At 71.0% G+C, this 18,280-nt stretch carries 15 protein-coding genes; 7 read left to right on the top strand and 8 right to left on the bottom strand.

All coding sequences use genetic code 11. The features are described 5' to 3' along the window. Positions 1-5: 5 nt before the first annotated feature. Positions 6-734 (bottom strand): alpha/beta fold hydrolase, encoded by a 729-nt coding sequence (locus OCS65_RS16710; RefSeq protein ID WP_006938136.1) that lies wholly within the window; start codon positions 732-734, stop codon positions 6-8. Positions 735-869: 135 nt separating this feature from the next. Here OCS65_RS16710 and OCS65_RS16705 point away from each other — a divergent pair, with 135 nt between their 5' ends. Together OCS65_RS16705 and OCS65_RS16700 are read left to right on the top strand one after the other, a co-directional pair. Further along, positions 870-1,247: an OB-fold nucleic acid binding domain-containing protein gene (locus tag OCS65_RS16705; RefSeq protein WP_006938133.1), complete on the top strand. Its 378-nt coding sequence runs from the start codon at positions 870-872 to the stop codon at positions 1,245-1,247. A 69-nt stretch (positions 1,248-1,316) separates the two neighbouring features. Next, positions 1,317-1,997 (top strand): DUF3159 domain-containing protein, encoded by a 681-nt coding sequence (locus OCS65_RS16700; protein ID WP_006938132.1) that lies wholly within the window; start codon positions 1,317-1,319, stop codon positions 1,995-1,997. A 4-nt stretch (positions 1,998-2,001) separates the two neighbouring features. Here the strand turns inward: OCS65_RS16700 and OCS65_RS16695 are convergent, their stop codons facing one another. Beyond that, entirely contained in the window at positions 2,002-2,655 is a 654-nt protein-coding gene (locus OCS65_RS16695) for a potassium channel family protein (RefSeq protein ID WP_006938125.1), read from the bottom strand. A gap of 61 nt (positions 2,656-2,716) precedes the next feature. After that, positions 2,717-3,382, bottom strand: coding sequence for a potassium channel family protein (locus OCS65_RS16690; protein ID WP_006938124.1), 666 nt, complete (start codon positions 3,380-3,382; stop codon positions 2,717-2,719). A gap of 185 nt (positions 3,383-3,567) precedes the next feature. Here OCS65_RS16690 and OCS65_RS16685 point away from each other — a divergent pair, with 185 nt between their 5' ends. The 4 genes from OCS65_RS16685 (at position 3,568) to OCS65_RS16670 (ending at position 8,995) form a co-directional block, all read left to right on the top strand. Continuing rightward, positions 3,568-5,562, top strand: a complete 1,995-nt coding sequence (locus OCS65_RS16685) for an APC family permease (protein ID WP_006938123.1) — start codon at positions 3,568-3,570, stop codon at positions 5,560-5,562. Next, entirely contained in the window at positions 5,559-6,827 is a 1,269-nt protein-coding gene (locus tag OCS65_RS16680) for a class I SAM-dependent RNA methyltransferase (RefSeq protein WP_072635150.1), read from the top strand. Before OCS65_RS16685 ends, OCS65_RS16680 begins: the two co-directional genes overlap by 4 nt. Positions 6,828-6,941: 114 nt before the next feature. Continuing rightward, complete coding sequence (locus OCS65_RS16675) at positions 6,942-7,400, top strand: MarR family winged helix-turn-helix transcriptional regulator (protein ID WP_006938121.1); 459 nt, start codon at positions 6,942-6,944, stop codon at positions 7,398-7,400. A gap of 59 nt (positions 7,401-7,459) precedes the next feature. Further along, entirely contained in the window at positions 7,460-8,995 is a 1,536-nt protein-coding gene (locus OCS65_RS16670) for an MDR family MFS transporter (RefSeq protein WP_263510374.1), read from the top strand. On the opposite strand, the gene OCS65_RS16665 is transcribed toward OCS65_RS16670, so the two are convergent. Further along, a complete protein-coding gene (locus OCS65_RS16665; protein WP_006938118.1) occupies positions 8,996-9,835 on the bottom strand; it encodes an ABC transporter permease in 840 nt (279 codons plus the stop codon). After that, positions 9,832-10,806 carry a daunorubicin resistance protein DrrA family ABC transporter ATP-binding protein gene (locus tag OCS65_RS16660; protein WP_006938116.1) on the bottom strand — a complete coding sequence of 325 codons (975 nt, stop codon included), beginning with the start codon at positions 10,804-10,806 and terminating at the stop codon, positions 9,832-9,834. Before OCS65_RS16660 ends, OCS65_RS16665 begins: the two co-directional genes overlap by 4 nt. Before the next feature lie 285 nt (positions 10,807-11,091). Between OCS65_RS16660 and dxs the strand changes: the two genes are divergently transcribed. Beyond that, a complete protein-coding gene (gene dxs, locus OCS65_RS16655; RefSeq protein ID WP_084648637.1) occupies positions 11,092-13,065 on the top strand; it encodes a 1-deoxy-D-xylulose-5-phosphate synthase in 1,974 nt (657 codons plus the stop codon). A gap of 46 nt (positions 13,066-13,111) precedes the next feature. Here dxs and OCS65_RS16650 read toward each other — a convergent pair whose 3' ends face one another. From OCS65_RS16650 to OCS65_RS16640, 3 genes are all read right to left on the bottom strand, one after another. Further along, positions 13,112-14,551: a sugar porter family MFS transporter gene (locus tag OCS65_RS16650; RefSeq protein ID WP_006938099.1), complete on the bottom strand. Its 1,440-nt coding sequence runs from the start codon at positions 14,549-14,551 to the stop codon at positions 13,112-13,114. A gap of 138 nt (positions 14,552-14,689) precedes the next feature. Beyond that, positions 14,690-16,795 carry a 3-hydroxyacyl-CoA dehydrogenase NAD-binding domain-containing protein gene (locus tag OCS65_RS16645; RefSeq protein WP_006938096.1) on the bottom strand — a complete coding sequence of 702 codons (2,106 nt, stop codon included), beginning with the start codon at positions 16,793-16,795 and terminating at the stop codon, positions 14,690-14,692. Between the two features lie 2 nt (positions 16,796-16,797). Beyond that, positions 16,798-18,006 carry a thiolase family protein gene (locus OCS65_RS16640; protein ID WP_006938095.1) on the bottom strand — a complete coding sequence of 403 codons (1,209 nt, stop codon included), beginning with the start codon at positions 18,004-18,006 and terminating at the stop codon, positions 16,798-16,800. Between the last annotated feature and the right edge of the window lie 274 nt (positions 18,007-18,280).

The raw sequence follows: 18,280 nt of genomic DNA, 5'->3' as shown, positions 1-18,280 counted from the left end.
CGGGGTCAGTCCCCGACGCGGCGCAGTGCCTCCAGACAGGTGGCTCCGAGCACGGCGGGATCGGCGCCGATCCCGGCGAGGGTGACGGTGCCCAGCGCGGCCCGCCTCAGGTGCGCACACCATTCCTGCGCGACCGCGAGGGGATGGACCGGGTCGTCCACGGCGGCGGCGATGCCGACCGGCACCTCGACGGTCCGCAGCTCGTCCCGGTCCGGCGCCCGGTAGCGGGACGCCTCGTCGAGCGCCGCCGGCAGGCCCGGCCACTGCGACCGCCAGGAGCGGGCCAGTTCGACCCCGAGCCAGGCGGGGCTGGACGCCACCATCGCCGCGGTGACCGCAGCAAGCCCGTGGGCGCGCAGCTCGCCGGCCGTCCAACGGGCGCTCGCCGCCGCCGGCGCGGCCTCCGGCGAGCCCGTCCACGCCGGCAGGGCTGCGAGCACGCCGACGGTGCGCCCCGGGTGCTCGGCCGCCCACCGCAGCGCGACGGCCGCCCCGAGCGACACCCCGCCCACCAGCACGGGACCGTCGGCGGCGGCGCGCTCGAGTGCATCGACGTAGCTGCCGACCACGCGGGCCGGGTCCGGGTCGACCGCGACGGTGCGTATTCCGGCAGCGGCGAGCGGACCGCCGAACGCCCGCTCCACGAAGCGGGCGTCGGAGCCCGTCCCGGGCAGGACGACGGCGACGAAAGTGCTGGCCCCGGCGTGTTCGGGGGACGTGTTCGCGGAGCGCATGGTCCGATCCTGCCGGACCCGTCCGAGCAGGTGGGAACCCGAGTGGTTGCCCTGTGCGGATAGGTCTACAGTGGCCCTCAGGAAAGCCCCATGCGCGGCCCGCGATCCGTGCCGCGCCCTTCTCAGGAGCACGCTATGGCACCCGCCGCAGCCGGTTACTTCCGCCGACTCACCCGTCGGCTCACGGAAGATCTCGAGCAACTCGACGCCGAGGAGATCGCCGAAACCGCCCAGGCGACGGGTGCCCGCCGCGCCTGCGACTGTGCGCGCGGCGAAGAGGTGACCATGTTCGGTCGTCTCCGCAGTGTCGAGGCGTGCCCGAAGGCCGCCAGCGCCGCCGTCGAGGCGGAACTGTTCGACGGCACCGAGGCCGTCAAGCTCGTATGGATCGGACGTCGCCGCATTCCGGGCATCGAGCCGGGCAAGACCCTGCTGGTGCGCGGGCGCGTCGGCGAGCGTGACGGCTCGAAGGTCATCTACAACCCGTATTACGAACTGCGCGAGCGGGCCTGACCCGAGCGCCGGTGCCCCAGCGCCCGGCGCCGCCCCGCGCCCGCGTGGGGCTGTGGCACCCTCGTAGGAGTGAGCGACAAGCAGCAGACGGTCCTGGAACAACTCGGTGGACTCAGCGGGTTGGTCTACTCGACCGTGCCCGTGCTGGTGTTCGTTCCGGTCAACAGCATCTGGGGCCTGACCGCCGCGATCTGGGCGGCCCTCGCCGTGGCCACCGTCATCCTCGTGTGGCGGCTCGTCCAGCGCACCCCCGTCCAGCCCGCGGTCTCGGGGCTCCTCGGCGTGGGCGTGTGTGCGTTCATCGCCTACCGCACCGGCGACGCCAAGGGCTACTTCCTCTTCGGCATCTACACCAGCCTGCTCTATGCCGCCGGTTTCGTCCTGTCCATCCTGGTGCGGCGGCCCCTGGTCGGCGTCATCTGGGGCATGCTCAACGGGCAGGGATCGTCCTGGCGGCGGCATCGCGTCGCCGTGCGCGCCTACGACATCGCGACCGCGGCGTGGGCGCTGGTGTTCGCGGCCCGCTACTTCGTGCAACACGAGCTGTACGACGCCGACCGGACCGGCTGGCTCGCCGTGGCCCGGATCGGTATGGGATGGCCGCTGACCGCGGTGGCGTTGCTCGTGACCTTGTGGGCGGTCCGCCGCGCCGATCGGCTGGTCGAGCCGGCGCCCGAGGCTGTCGACGAGCCCGTCGAGACCGGCCCGGGCCGGGCCGCCGAAGCCGGCCCCGACCAGGACGCGCGCTGACCTGCTAGAGGCCGATGGCCGCCCGCAGTTCCTGCTCCACCTCGGCCGCGGCGACGAACAGCAGTTCGTCGCCGCCTTCGAGCGGATCGTCGGGCTGCGGGACGATGACCCGGCCGCCGCGCAGGATCGTCACCAGGGCCGCGTCCCGGGGCAGTTGCAGCTTGCGCACCGGCTTGCCGGCCAGCACGGTGGTGTCCGGCAGCGTGATCTCGACCAGGTTCGCGCCCTTGCGCAGCGTCATCAGCCGCACCAGGTCGCCGACCGAGACGGCCTCCTCGACCAGCGACGCCAGCATGCGCGGCGTGGACACGGCGACGTCGACGCCCCAGGACTCGTCGAACAGCCACTCGTTGCGCGGATCGTTGACGCGGGCGACGACGCGGGCGACGCCGAACTCGGTGGTGGCGAGCAGGCTCAGCACCAGGTTGGCCTTGTCGTCGCCGGTGGCGGCGATCACCACGTCGTACTGCTCGAGCTGTGCGGCCTCGAGCAGGCTCAGCTCGCACGCGTCGGCGTGCACCCACTTGGCGTCGGGCACGGATTCGGGCTCGACGTGCTCGAGCTTGCGTTCGAGCAGCATCACTTCGTGGTTGTTGCGGATCAGTTCGCGCGCGATGGAGCGCCCGACGGCTCCCGCTCCCGCGATGGCCACCTTCATCGGCGTTCCTCTCGGTGATTCCGGGTCGTGTGTTGCGGCTGCGCCTGCGGGCGCGGCACGGTCAGTCGTCGGCCGCGGGGGGCTGTTCGGCGAGGGCGATCGCCTCGGCGACGGTGCCCGAGACAGCCGCGATGTAGACCTGGTCGTCCGCCTGCAGCACGGTCTTGCGGTCGGGTAGGACCCCGGTGCCGAATCGGATGATGAACGCGACCCTCGAGTGGGTCGCGGCCTCGAACTCGGTGACGTTGCGGCCGATCCAGTCCTCGTGCACCGACACCTCCGCGACGGCGACGGTGCCGGTCGGATCCCGCCACTTGGCGGTCTGGCTCTCATGGGTGAGGTTGTGCAGGAACCTGTCGGTCGTCCACGGCACCGTCGCGACGGTCGGGATCCCGAGTCGCTCGTACACCGCGGCGCGCTTGGCATCGTAGATGCGGGCGACGACGCGCTCGACGCCGAAGGTCTCCCGGGCCACACGGGCGGAGATGATGTTCGAGTTGTCCCCGGAGGAGACGGCGGCGAACGCGTCGGCCCGCTCGATGCCGGACCGCACCAGCACGTCCCGGTCGAAGCCCATGCCCACGATCGTGTGCCCGGGAAAGTCCGGACCCAGCCGCAGGAACGCGCTCGGGTCGCGGTCGATGACGGCCACCTCGTTGCCCAGCCGGACGAGCGCCGCGGCCAGGGAGGAACCCACCCGGCCACAGCCCATGACCACCACGTACACCGTTCGCTCCGTTCCGCTTCTTTCCGTGTCGCCGCGCGTCCCGATCGCGACGCGCAGAACCGAACCGTACCGCCCGCGCAGGACCGGCGTGCGGTGCCGGCCGAACGGGCTCCCCGCAGAGGTGCATTTCGGACACGGCCACGGGTGCCCGGCGGGTGGCCGGTGGGACGGCTTAGGCTTTGCGAGTGTCCAAGCTCTCGACCGCCACGAAGCGGTTGTTGTTGGGTAGGCCGTTCCGCAGCGACACGCTCGGTCACACGTTGCTACCCAAGCGAATCGCCCTGCCGGTGTTCGCATCCGACGCGTTGTCGTCGGTGGCGTACGCCCCGGAGGAGATCTTCCTCGTCCTGTCCGTCGCGGGTCTGTCGGCGTACGTGTTCACGCCGTGGATCGGCGTCGCGGTGGCGCTCGTCCTCGCCGTCGTCGTCGCCAGCTACCGGCAGAACGTGCACGCGTACCCCTCCGGCGGCGGCGACTACGAGGTTGCCACCGTGAACCTCGGTCCGACCGCGGGATTGACCGTCGGCAGCGCCCTGATGGTCGACTACGTGCTCACCGTCGCGGTGTCGATCTCCTCGGCCGCGGCGAACATCGGATCGGCGGTGCCGTTCGTGGCGCAGCACAAGGTGCTGTTCGCGATCTCCGCGATCGTCGTGCTGACCGCGGTCAACCTGCGTGGCCTGCGGGAAGCCGGCACCGCGTTCGCCGTCCCGACCTACGCCTTCATGATCGGCATGATCGTCATGCTGGGGTGGGGTCTGGTGCGCGTCTTCGTGTTCGGGGACGACGTCAAGGCCGAGTCGGCCGGGTTCGAGTTGGTCGCCGAGCAGTCGGATCTGGCCGGGATCGCGTTCGTGTTCCTGCTGGCCCGTGCGTTCTCGTCCGGGTGTGCCGCGCTGACCGGCGTCGAGGCGATCAGCAACGGGGTGCCCGCGTTCCGCAAGCCGAAGTCCCGCAACGCCGCCACGACCCTGCTCATGCTCGGCGGGATCGCGATCGTCCTGCTCCTCGGCATGATTCTGCTCGCGAACAAGCTGGGGGTGGTCATCGCCGAACATCCCGAGACCCAGTTGCGCGGTGCCCCGGAGGGCTACCAGCAGAAGACGCTCGTGGCGCAACTCGCGCACGCGGTCTTCGACGACTTCCCGCTCGGGTTCCTGCTGATCACCATCGTGACCGCGTTGATCCTGGTGCTGGCCGCCAACACGGCGTTCAACGGCTTCCCGGTGCTGGCCTCGGTGCTGGCGCAGGACCGCTACCTGCCCCGGCAGCTGCACACCCGGGGCGACCGGCTGGCGTTCAGCAACGGCATCCTGTTCCTGTCGGGCGTGGCGATCGTCTTCGTGTGGGCCTTCGATGCCGAGGTCACCAAGCTGATCCAGCTCTACATCGTCGGGGTGTTCGTCTCGTTCACACTCAGTCAGACCGGCATGATCCGGCACTGGACGCGGCATCTGGCGTCCGAGACCGACCCCGAACAGCGGGCCCGCATGCGACGGTCGCGGATCGTCAACACGATCGGCCTGATCATGACCGCATCCGTCCTGGTGATCGTGCTGGTGACGAAGTTCGCGGCGGGTGCGTGGATCGCGATCGTGGCGATGGTCGCGATCTTCGGTGTGATGAAGGCCATCCACCGTCACTACGACAGCGTGGCCGAGGAACTGGAGAACACCGAATGGGACGGTGTGCTGCCCAGCCGCACCCATTCGATCGTGCTGGTGTCCAAGCTGCACATGCCGACCCTGCGGGCGCTGGCGTACGCGCGGGCCACCCGGCCGGACACGCTCGAGGCGGTCACCGTCAACGTCGACGAGGCCGACACGCGGATGCTGGTGCGCGAATGGGAACGCAGCGACATCACCGTCCCTCTCAAGGTCGTCGAGTCGCCGTACCGGGAGATCACCCGCCCCGTCCTCGAATACGTCCGGCGGGTGCGACGGGACTCGCCGCGCGACGTGGTGACCGTGTTCATCCCGGAGTACGTGGTGGGTCACTGGTGGGAGCAGATCCTGCACAACCAGAGCGCGCTGCGGCTGAAGAGCCGGCTGCTGTTCCAGCCCGGTGTCATGGTCACCAGCGTCCCGTGGCAGCTGAGCTCGTCGGCCCATGCCCGCGGCGAACGATTGGACTCCGCGCCGGGATCGGTGCGGCGGGGATTCGAGGAGGAGGAGCGGTGAGCATCGACTGGTCCGGCCGTCGGCTCGAGGTGACGCTGGGCAACCCGGCGCACGGGGGCTTCTGCGTCGCCCGGCACGAGGGGCGGGTCGTGTTCGTCCGGCACGGTCTGCCCGGGGAGCGCGTCGTCGCGCTGGTCACGGAGGACCGTGGCGGCTCGTTCTGTCGCGCCGACGCCGTCCACATCCTCGAAGCGTCGCCGGACCGGGTGGAGCGGGTGTGTCCCATCGCCGGTCCCGGCGGATCGGGGTGCTGCGACCTGTCCCACGCGACGGTGCCGGCCCAGCGGGCATTCGGGGCTGCGGTGGTCGCGGAGCAGTTGCGCCGTCTCGGCGGCATCGAGCGCGAGGTGGTCGTCGAGGAGGTGCCGGGCGGGGCGGCGAACGGCACCCGCTGGCGCACCCGGGTGCGGCTGGCCGTCGACGCCGCCGGGCGAGCGGGGTATCGGCGCTACCGGAGCCACGAACTGGAGACCGAACTGGCGTGTCCGCAGATCGAGGCGCGCGCCTACGAGGGGCTGGCCGAGCGGGTGTGGCAGCCCGGTTCCGAGGTCCAGGTGGTCCTCGATGCGGACGGGACGCGGCACGTGGTCGAGATCGCACCGCCGCCGGTCTCCCGCACGGGACGTCGCAGTCCGGGCCGGCGGGGAGCGTCCGCCCGCCGCGCGGCGGCCGGTGCGCCCCGCGCCGAGAAGGTGATCGAGGGCTCGGGGCGGGCGGTGGAGCGGGTCGGCGGCCGGGACTGGCACCTGGCCGCGACCGGCTTCTGGCAGGCACACCGCGGCGCGGCGCAGACCTATTCGGACACCGTGGGGGAGTGGGCCGCGGCGTCGCCGGGGGCGACGGCGTGGGACCTCTACGGCGGTGTCGGGGTGTTCGCGGCCGTCCTGGCCGATCAGGTCGGCGACGGTGGCCGGGTCGAGTCTGTGGAACTGTCGCGCCGGGCGGTGCAGGACGGCGCGGAAGCGCTCTCGGATCTCGGGCAGGTGCGGTTCCATGCGGGCCGGGTGGAACGGCTGCTGCCGGATCTCCCCGCCCCGCAGGTCGTGGTGCTCGATCCGCCTCGGGCCGGCGCCGGGCGCGAGGTGGTGGCGGCCGTCGCGGCGGCCGGGCCGGAGCGCGTCGTGCACGTCGGATGCGATCCGGCGTCGTTCGGCCGGGATGTCGGCCTGTACCGGGAGCACGGGTTCGAGCTGGCCGAGCTGCGCGTCTACGCGGCGTTCCCGTCGACGCATCACGTGGAGTGCCTGGCGTTGTTCACCCGCTGAGCGGGCCGATCACGGATTCAGGGCGTCTCGCGCGTCCTCCGCGGTTGCTTGCGGCATGCAACTAAATGTATAGTTGCGTGTCGCAAGCAAATAATTTCGATTCGGAGGTGTTCCGTGGCTGTCCAGCCCGACACCGCGCACGCGCTCGTCGACGCGATCTTCCTGTTCGGTCGCACGCTGCGCACGACCCTGGCCAACTCGACGGGTGACCCGTTGCCCAACGCGCTGACCGGCGTCCTGTTCGTCCTGTGGCGAATGGGGGAGTGCCGGCCCACCGAACTCGCCGCGGAGCTGTGCATGAGTCAGTCCGCGTTGAGCCGGCAGCTGGGGGAGCTCGTCGAACGGGGGATGGTGGACCGCCACCGTGACCCGGACGACAGGCGTGCCCACCGCGTCAGCGTGTCCGAGACCGGGCAGAAAGCCCTGCGCGAGATCCGCGACCGGCGCGCCTCCCGATTGCACGAGCTGCTCGGCGGCTGGGACCAGGCGCAAGCCGAATCCGCCCTCGACGCGCTCGCGCACCTGAACCACACCCTTTCCGTACACGAACCCCCCGGAAGGAACTGCCTGTGAGTGCCGCAGCTGTCAGTCCCCCCTCCTCGGCGAGCGGACCCGGCGCCGCCGAGACCACCATGACGCACCGCGAGATCCTCGAGGCTCTCGCCGGCCTGCTCGCCGCCCTCTTCACGGCGCTGCTCAGCAGCACCATCGTGGCGGTTGCGCTCCCCACGATCATCGCGGACCTGAACGGCACCCAGACCCAGTTCGCGTGGATCATCACCACCGCGCTGCTCGCCAACGCCGCCTCGACGCCGATCTGGGGCAAGCTCGCCGACCTGTTCAACAAGAAGCTGCTGGTGCAGACGGCGATCGTCGTCTTCGTGGCCGGCTCGATCCTCGCCGGCTTCGCCACCAACGTGCCCGTCCTGCTCGCCGCCCGCGTGATCCAGGGCATCGGCATGGGCGGTCTCACCGCGCTCGTCGTCGCGGTCATCGGCAGCATCATCCCGCCCCGCGAACGCGGCCGGTACTCCGGCTACATGGGCGCGGTGATGGCCGTGTCGATGTCGGGCGGACCGATCCTCGGTGGCATCATCGTCGACAGCCCGCTCGGCTGGCGCTGGTGCTTCTTCATCTCGATCCCGATCGCCCTCGCGGCCATGCTGTTGCTGCAGCGCACCCTGCACCTCGTGACCGAACGCAAGCAGAACGTGAGCATCGACTGGCTGGGCGCCACCCTGCTGACCGCCGGTGTCAGCGTCCTGCTGATCTGGGTGTCGTTCGCCGGCAAGGCCGGCTACTACGAGTGGTTGTCGTGGGAGACCCTCGCGTACGTCGGCGCCGGCGTCGGACTGCTCGCCGCCACCGTCGTGGTCGAGTCCAAGGTCGCCGACCCGATCATCCCGCTGAAGATCGTCACCGAACGCACCACTGCGCTCGCGATCATCGCGTCCGTCGCCGTCGGCGTCGGGATGTTCGGTGCCACCGCGTTCCTCGGCCAGTACTTCCAGACGGCCCGCGGCTACAGCCCGACGGCCGCCGGCCTGCTCACCATCCCGATGGTGCTCGGCTCGCTCGTGGCCTCGGTGGTCTCCGGCCAGCTGATCACCCGCTTCGGCCGGTGGAAGCCGTTCCTGGTGCTCGGCGCCGTACTGCAGGTGATCGGTTTCGGGCTGCTCGGGTTCCTCGACCACGCCACCCCGATGTGGCTGATCGGGGTCTACATCGCGATCGTCGGCCTCGGCACCGGCATGCTCATGCAGAACCTGGTGCTCGCCGTGCAGAACACCGTCAGCGTCCGCAACATCGGAGCCGCGAGCAGCTCGGTCGCGTTCTTCCGTACCTTCGGCGGCGCGATCGGAGTGTCCGTGCTCGGATCGATCCTCGCCACACGCGTGACGACGCTGTCCGCGGACGGCTTCGCCGCCCTCGGCATCGACACCGGCTCGGCCGGCGGCGGAGGCAACCTCGACCTCGCGGCCCTGCCCGAACCGGTCGCGGAGATCATCCGCCACGCCTACGGCGACGCCACCGGCCTGCTGTTCCTCGTCGCCGCGATCATCGCGCTGGTCACCGTCGCGGCGGTCGCGTTCATCCCGAACCGCCCGCTGCGCAAGACCATCGACATCGTCACCGAGGAGAAGGTGCCCGCGCCGGCGGAGCACTGATCAGGACCGGCGGTTGTACAACCACATCGTCGCCGGCCCGAACAGCACGATCAGCGCCGCGCACCACGCGAACACGATCGCGAGGTGCGCGGCGTCCGGCGTGCCCGCCGTCAGATCCCGGATGGCGGTGACGAGCCGGCTGATGGGATTGACCGTCACGAAGCCCTGCAGCCAGCTCGGCATCGTCGCGGGGTCGACGAACACGTTCGACGCGAAGGTGAGCGGGAACAGGATGGTCATGGACACACCCATCACCGCCTGCTCGGTGCGCAGCAGCATCGCCAGCATCGTCCAGACCCACGAGAGACTGAACGCGAACAGCAGCACGAGCGCCACCGACCCGATCGTGCCGATCGGGCCGCCCGTGGGCCGGAACCCGAGCATCATCCCGAGGGCCAGCACGATCACCGACGCCAGCGTGTAGCGGGCGAGATCACCGAACAACGCGCCGACGAGGGGAGCGGGCCGCCACACCGGCATCGAGCGGAACCGGTCGAACACGCCCTTCTCGATGTCGCGGTTGAGCGTCATGCCCGTGTACATCGTGATGGTGCACACCGTCTGCACCAGGATGCCGGGGATCAGGAACTGCACGTACGCGGTGGTCGAACCGGCCAGCGCCCCGCCGAACAGGTACGTGAACAACAGCGTGAACATCAGCGGGAAGACGGTCACGTCGAACAACTGCTCGGGAACGTGCTTGATCCGCAGCAGTGCCCGCCACCCGAACGACAGCGACGCGGCGAACGCGGACGCCGGCGTCGGACGCGGCCCGGGGACGTGGAGGACGTCCACGACGGCGGCGGGGGTGCCCGCCCGTCGGTCGGCGGTCGAGGTCACGACGCGATCTCCTCGTCTTCGTCGGGAACTTCCGTGGGATGGCCGGTGAGCGCGAGAAAGACCTCGTCCAGGCTCGGCTGCCCGAGGGCGAACGTCGTGACCGGGATGTCCGCCGCGGCGAGGGCCGTCAGCGCCCCCGCCGCGGCCCGCGGATCGTCCACCCGCGCGGTCAGCGCGGCCGGATCGGACGCGGCCGTCACCGCCACCCCCAGCGCGGCGCCCAGCACCGCCGCCGCCTCGTCCCGGCGCGCGGGATCGACCACCCGCACGTGCAGCGAACCCGACCCGACGGACGCCTTGAGCTCGCCGGGGGTGCCCTCGGCGATCACCCGGCCACGGTCGATGACCGCGACCCGGTCGGCGAGCTGGTCCGCCTCGTCGAGGTACTGCGTCGTCAGCAGCACCGTCGTCCCCGCGGCCACGAGCGCCCGCACGATCTCCCACACCTGGTTACGGCTGCGCGGGTCGAGCCCCGTCGTCGGCTCGTCCAGGAAGATCAGTTCGGGAGCGACGATGATGCTCGCGGCGATGTCGAGGCGCCGCCGCATGCCCCCCGAGTACAGCTTCACCTGACGGCCCGCGGCCGGCTCCAGATCGAACGCCGCCAGCAGCTGTCCGGCCCGGGACCGGGCACCCGCCCTGGAGAAGCCCAGCAGCCGGGCGAGCAGTACCAGGTTTTCCGCGCCGGTCAGATCCTCGTCGAGCGACGCGAACTGGCCGGTGAGCGAGACCCGGCGCCGCACCAGCTCGGGCTGAAGACGCACGTCGTGCCCGAGTACGGTCGCGGTCCCGCCGTCCGGTGCGAGCAGGGTGGCCAGCATCCGGATCGTGGTCGTCTTCCCGGCGCCGTTCGGGCCGAGGACGCCGTAGACGCCGCCGGCGGGGACGGCGAGGTCGATTCCGGCCACGGCGGTCTCCGCGCCGAAACGCTTGATCAAGCCCGAGGTCTCGATGGCCAGTGCAGGGGGCATGGGTCCAGCCTCGCCCACGGTGCCGGGCCCGGCAATCGGTTTTGTCGGATTCGACCGGCCTGGGGTCGCCCCGCGCAGTGCCCACCGCCCGCTCGGCGGGGTCAGGCGCGCCACACCGGCGCCACCGTGGGCGACGTCACATCATCGGCATAATGAGGTGAGGGACACGGTGTGAGACGGGGCGGCGGCACGACGAAGCGAGTCGACCACCTCCGACGCTCCGTAGACTGGGTGGAACCGCTCGCGCGGAGACGCGCGGGTCCGAGCCGGAGGGAGCAATTCCAGTTGGGTGTCCTGTCCCGCATCGAGTCGCCCGAGGACCTGCGTCGGCTCAGCCAGCCGGAGATCAGGGAACTCGCCGGGGAGATCCGGCAGTTCCTGGTCGAGAAGGTGGCGGCGACCGGGGGACACCTCGGCCCCAACCTCGGCGTCGTCGAACTGACCATCGCCATGCACCGGGTCTTCGACTCCCCCCACGACCCGATCATCTTCGACACCGGGCATCAGGCGTACGTCCACAAGATCCTGACCGGTCGTAAGGACGGCTTCGACACGCTGCGCAAGCAGGGCGGCCTGTCGGGCTACCCCTGCCGCGCCGAGAGCGAGCACGACTGGGTCGAGTCCTCGCACGCCTCGGCCGCCCTGTCCTACGCCGACGGCCTCGCCAAGGCCTACGAGCTGTCGGACCAGCAGGACCGGACCGTGGTCGCCGTGGTCGGCGACGGCGCGCTCACCGGCGGGATGTGCTGGGAGGCGCTGAACAACATCGCGGCCGGCAAGGACCGGCGGCTCGTGATCGTCGTCAACGACAACGGCCGCTCCTATGCCCCCACTATCGGCGGACTGGCCGAGCACCTCGCGGCGCTGCGGCTGCAGCCCGGCTACGAGCGTGTCCTCGACAACGGCCGCCGCTTCGTGAAGCGGCTGCCGTGGATCGGTGCGGCCGCGTACTCCGTGCTGCACGGGATGAAGGTCGGCATCAAGGACGCGGTCAGCCCGCAGGTGTTGTTCACCGACCTCGGCCTGAAGTACCTCGGACCGGTCGACGGCCACGACGAGGCCGCTCTCGAGGCCGCCCTCCGCCGCGCCAAGTCTTTCGGCGGACCGGTGATCGTGCACGCCGTCACCCGCAAGGGCGCCGGGTACGCCCCGGCCGAGAACCATGTCGCCGATCAGATGCATGCCACCGGTGTCATCGACCCGGTCACCGGCCGCGCCACCGCGGCGGCGTCGGCTCCGGACTGGACGTCGGTGTTCTCCGACGAACTGCTCGTGCAGGGCGGCCGCCGCAAGGACGTCGTGGCGATCACCGCGGCGATGCCGGGACCGACCGGGCTGTCGGCCTTCGGCGAACGCTACCCCGACCGGATGTTCGACGTCGGCATCGCCGAGCAGCACGCCGTCACCTCCGCCGCCGGCCTCGCGCTCGGCGGAATGCACCCGGTGGTCGCGGTGTACTCGACGTTCCTCAACCGCGCCTTCGACCAGTTGCTGATGGACGTGGCGCTGCTGAGACTGCCCGTGACCGTGGTGCTCGACCGGGCCGGCATCACCGGTGCCGACGGCGCCAGCCACAACGGTATGTGGGACTTCTCCCTGCTCGGCGTGATCCCGGGGATCCGGGTGGCGTCGCCGCGCGACGGCGCGACCCTGCGCGAGGAGTTCGGCGAGGCGCTCGCCATCGCCGACGGCCCGACCGTACTGCGGTTCCCGAAGGGCGCGGTCGGCCCCGACATCCCTGCGGTGGAGCGCATCGACGGCACCGTCGACGTGCTGCGGATGCCGTCCGAGCGTCGCGGTGACGTGCTGATCGTCGCGGTCGGCGCGTTTGCGGGCCTGGCGCTCGACGCAGCGGAGCGGCTCGAGCAGCACGGCCTCACCGCCGCCGTCGTCGACCCGCGCTGGGTGCTGCCCGTCCCGGCGGCCCTCGCCCGGCTGGCGCGGGACTTCCGGCTCGTCGTCACCGTGGAGGACGGCGGCATGCACGGCGGTGTGGGTTCGGCGGTCTCGTCGGCCCTGCGGGCGGCCGGAGTCGACGTTCCCACCCGTGAACTCGGTGTGCCGCAACGGTTCCTGGATCATGCGTCGCGGGAACAGATCCATCGTGAGCTGGGGCTGACCGCGCAGGACGTCGCGCGTCAGGTGACCGGCTGGGTCGTCGGGCTCGGTGCCGCGCAGAAGGCGGAGCAGGCCGTGGACGGGACCGCCGGGGAGGAGTCCGCGGGCGACGTCGTCGTCCGGCGGGACCCCGGCCTCTGACGCTGCGACGACGGGCCGGCCGCACGTGCGGCCGGCCCGTCGTCGCTCAGCCGGCTTCCTCGAGGGTCCGTCCGCGTGTCTCGGGCACGAACTTGATCACCACCAGCAGAGACAGCGCGGCCATCACCGCGTAGCCGGCATAGGTGAACGACAGGTTCCAGTCCGCCAGCGCCGGGAACGTCGCGGACACGAGGAAGTTCGCGATCCAGTTGGAGGCGGTCGCGATGCCGACGGCGACGGCACGCACCCGGTTCGGGAACATCTCGCTGATGAGGACCCACACCACCGGACCCCACGACAGGGCGAAGAAGAACACGAAGGCGTTGGCCGCGAGCAGGGCGATCATGCCGTAGGTGTCGGACAGCGTCGCGACCTTCTCCCCGTCCTCGTTGACGACGAAGGTCGCCGAGTGGAAGCACACGGCGGCGGTGCCCAGCGACGCCGCCATCCCGACGGATCCGACGAGCAGGAGCGGCTTGCGGCCGATCTTGTCGATCACCGCGATGGCCACGAAGGTACCGACGATGTTGACCAGTGCGCTGACGACGCTGATGAGCAGGGACCGGTCCTCGCCGAATCCGACCGCCTGCCACAGCGTCGACGAGTAGTAGAAGATCACGTTGATGCCCACGAACTGCTGCAGCGCGGCCAGGGCGATGCCCACGTAGATCAGCGCAGCCACGCCCAGCCGCCGGGAGAACACGTCCCGCACACCCGGCCGGGCGGACTCGAGGTGCAGGGTCTCGCGGATCGTGGCGATCCGCTCGGCGACGGCGACCTCGTCGCCGCCCTCGACCGTGGCGATGATGCGGCGCGCGGCGTCCTCCCGGCCGATCCGCACCAGGTACCGCGGCGATTCGGGGATGGGGAAGGTCATGATCAGGTACAGGGTCGCGGGGACCGCGCCGAGTGCGAGCATCCACTGCCAGGCCTCGATGCCGAGCAGCTCTTCGCTGGCCCCGCCGGCGGCCGCGGCGAGGGCGTAGTTGACGAGCTGGGAAATTGCGATGCCGAGGACGATCGCGAGCTGGTACATCGAGCCGAGTCGGCCACGTATGGCGGCGGGCGAGATCTCGGCGATGTAGGCCGGGGCGATGACCGAGGCGAAGCCGACGCCCACGCCACCTATGGAGCGCCAGAACGTCAGGTCGTAGATGCTGAAGGGGAACGCCGACCCGAGTGCGCCGACAAGGAACAGGACCGCGGCGATCTGCATGACCCGGATCCGGCCCAGCCGATCGGCGATGCTGCCGGCGATCCACGCACCGAGCGCCGCGCCGACCAGCGTCAGCGACACGGACAGGCCGATGGCCCCGGCGCCGACCTCGTAGCGCTCGCGGATGGCGCCGACGGCGCCGTTGATGACGGCGGTGTCGTATCCGAACAAGAATCCGCCGAGCGCGGCCACGGCGGCGAACAGCACCGCGCGGGCCACCGTGTGCTGCTGCTCGATCCTCGAATGGGGGAGGTGGGAACTGTCGGTCACAGGCTGGACGGTACGCCTGACACCGCGTCGGGGGGGCCGCTTCGGTGGGCACCGTGGCCGGGGTGATACGCACGGACGCGCCCCAGGGCCCACGACGGTTACGCGGGTCCCGGGGCGCCGTGCGGAGCTACCGGTTCGTCAGACGCCGGCCACGCCGGGGGCGAGGAAGCGTGTGCCGTTGACGGCCTCCGAGGTGCCGGTGCGATCGAGGTACGGCGTGATGCCGCCGTTCCAGAATCCGAAGCCGCCGCCGAGGATCAGGCACAGGTCGATGTCCTCGGGGGCGGCGACGACGCCCTCCTCGAGCATGATCCGGATCTCCTCGGCGAAGGCGCGACGGGTCCGCTCGAGCACCTCCTCGGCGGTGGAGGGCTTGTCGCCCTGCGGCCACAGCGCCGCGACCTCCGGGTCGACGACCTGCTTGCCGTCCGCGTACGTCCACACGCCCGGCTTGCGGGCCTCGACGAGCGCCTCGAGTCCGGGGGAGGACACGAAGCGGTCGGGGTAGGCGGCCTGCAGGGTCTCGCCGGTGTGTAGCGCGACGGCCGGGCCGACGAGTGCGAGCAGCGTGAAGGGGCTCATCGGCATGCCCAGCTCGCCGACGGCGTTGTCCGCGACCTCGAACGGGGTGCCCTCGTCCACGGCGGTCATCACCTCGCCGAGGGTGCGGGTGACGAGCCGGTTGAACACGAAGCCCGGCAGGTCCCCGCACAGCACGGCCGACTTCTTCAGCGCCTTGGCGGTGGCGAAGGCCGTCGCAAGGGTCGCGTCGTCCGTCTGCGCGCCCCTGATGATCTCGAGCAACGGGAGCACGGCGACGGGGTTGAAGAAGTGGAAGCCGACGACGCGCTCGGGGTGCTTCAGGTCCGCGGCCATCGTGGTGATCGACAGCGACGACGTGTTGGTCGCCAGGACGGTTTCCGGCGAGACGTACTGCTCGATCTCGGCGAACACCTGCTTCTTGACGTCCATGTTCTCGAACACAGCCTCGATGACGAAGTCGGTGTTCGCGAACGCGGCCTTGTCGAGGGAGCCCGACACGAGCGCCTTGAGGCGGTTCGCGGCGTCGGGCGACAGCCGGCCCTTGCCCTGCAGCTTGTCGATCTCGGTGTGCACGTAGCCCACACCCTTGTCGATGCGCTCGGAGTCGACGTCGGTGAGGATCACCGGCACCTGCAGCTGGCGCACGAACAGCAGCGCGAGCTGGCTGGCCATCAGGCCCGCCCCGACGATGCCGACGCCGGTGACCTTGCGGGCCAGGGACTTGTCCGGCGCACCGGCGGGACGCTTGGCACGCTTGTTGACCAGGTCGAAGGCGTAGAGCCCGGCCCGCAGCTCGTCGGACATCAGCAGGTCGGCCAGCGCCTCGTCCTCGGCGGCGAAGCCCTTCGACAGCGACTCGGGATCGGCGATGTCGGTGTTACGGGCCAGCTCGAGCAGCTCGACCGCCCGGGCCGCTCCGGGCGCGAAGCCGCGGGTCTTGGCCGCGACGAGCGCCTTCGCGCGGCCGAGCGCCGCGTCCCAGCCGGCGCCGCGGTCGATCTCGGGGCGGGCCGGGGTGATGTCCCCGGCGAGGACCTTCGCAGCCCAGGCGAGGGACTGCTCGAGGAAGTCGGCCGAGCCGAACACCGCGTCGGCCAGGCCGAGTTCGGCGGCCTGCTTCGCGCGGATGACCTTGCCGTTGTTGAGCGGGTTCTCGAGGATCAGCGTCACCGCGTGGTCGGGCCCGATCAGGTTCGGCAGCAGCTGGGTGCCACCCCAGCCGGGGACCAGACCCAGCATCGTCTCGGGCAGGCCGAGCGCCGGCACGTTGTCGGCGTAGGTCCGGTAGTGGCAGTGCAGCCCGACCTCGAGGCCGCCGCCGAGGGCGAGGCCGCCCACGAAGGCGAACGTCGGCACCTGCGAGTCGCGCAGGCGGCGGAACACGCGGTGGCCGAGGCGGCCCAGCTCGAGCCCCTGCTCGCGGCTGGTGATCGAGGGAACGCCCTTCAGGTCGGCGCCGGCGGCGAAGATGAACGGCTTGCCGGTGACCGCGACAGCAGCGGGGTTCGCGGCGAAGGCCTCGTCGAGGGCCTTGTCGAAGGCCTCGAGGCCGGCGGGGCCGAACGAGTTCGGCTTGGTGTGGTCGAACCCGTTGTCGAGGGTGATCAGCGCGACGGGGCCGTCGATGCCGGGCACCTCGACGAGCTTGGTGTAGGCGTTCGTGACGACCTCGTCGGCGAACAGGGACGAAAGCTCGCTCATGACTACTTGTCTCCCTCGAAGTTGGGGTTCTCCCAGATCACGGTGCCGCCCATGCCGAGGCCGATGCACATCGTGGTCAGGCCGTAGCGCACCTCGGGGTGCCGGGCGAACTGCCGGGAGAGCTGGGTCATCAGGCGCACGCCGGACGACGCGAGCGGGTGGCCGCAGGCGATGGCGCCGCCCCACTGGTTGACCCGCGGGTCGTCGTCGTCGATGCCGAAGTGTTCGAGGAACGCGAGCACCTGCACGGCGAAGGCCTCGTTGATCTCGAACAGACCGATGTCGTCGATGGTCAGGCCGGTGCGGGCGAGAACCTTCTCGGTCGCCGGCACCGGGCCGATGCCCATCACGGCCGGGTCGACGCCCTGGAAGGCGAAGCCGACCATGCGCATGCCGATCTGCAGACCGAGTTCGCGGGCGGTGTCCTCGCCGGCGAGGAGGCAGGCCGTCGCGCCGTCGTTGAGGCCGGCGGCGTTGCCGGCGGTGATGCGGCCGGCGGGGCGGAACGGCGTCTTGAGCTTCGCGAGATCCTCGAGCGTGGTGCCCGGGCGCGGCGGCTCGTCCTCGGTGGCCAGGCCCCAGCCGGTCGCCGACCGGGTGGCGACGGGCACGAGGGTCTCGGCGATGTAGCCGGCCTTCTTCGCGGCGTCGAACTTGTTCTGGCTGGCGACGGCGTAGGCGTCGGTGCGGGCCTTGGTGATACCGGGGAACCGGTCGTGCAGGTTCTCGGCGGTGTTGCCCATCACCAGGGCGCTGGGGTCGACGAGTTTGTCGGCGAGGAACCGGGGGTTCGGATCGGCGCCCTGACCCATCGGGTGGCGGCCCATGTGCTCGACGCCGCCGGCGATCACCACGTCGTACTGACCGAAGCCGATTCCGGAGGCGGTGGTGGTGACTGCGGTCATCGCGCCGGCGCACATGCGGTCGATCGCGAAGCCCGGCACGGTCTCCGGTAGGCCGGCGAGGATCGCGGCAGTGCGGCCGATGGTCAGGCCCTGGTCGCCGGTCTGGGTGGTCGCGGCGACGGCGACCTCGTCGATGCGCGCGGGGTCGAGCTGCGGGTTGCGGCGCAGCAGCTCCCGGATGGTCTTGACGACGAGGTCGTCGGCGCGGGTCTCCGCGTAGATGCCCTTCGGGCCCGCTTTCCCGAACGGGGTGCGTACGCCGTCGACGAAGACGACATTGCGTTGAGTTGTGGTGGTTGACGCCACGCGTATTCCTCCCGATGGAGCGATGCTCGCCGACGCCGGCGAGGCCAGGGTTCCGGGAACATCCCGGCGCCGGGCAGCCCGGACGCCAGCGTGTTACCGACCAGTAACTTACCATCCGCGCCGGGCGTCACCGGAGGGGTGCGCGCGCCGGGCAGCCACCGGTCTCGCCGGCGGTCTGGGCGTCCTGCGGCGAGGCCGGTGGTCGCCGGGGTTGCGGGGCGCGCTCGTGACCATCAGGGGAACTCGCCGCGCTGGTCCCGAGTACGTTGCTCTG

Source organism: Rhodococcus aetherivorans (genome assembly GCF_025722975.1).
GTDB classification, from domain to species: Bacteria; Actinomycetota; Actinomycetes; order Mycobacteriales; family Mycobacteriaceae; genus Rhodococcus; species Rhodococcus aetherivorans.
This window is presented reverse-complemented; position numbering and strand designations above follow the sequence as displayed.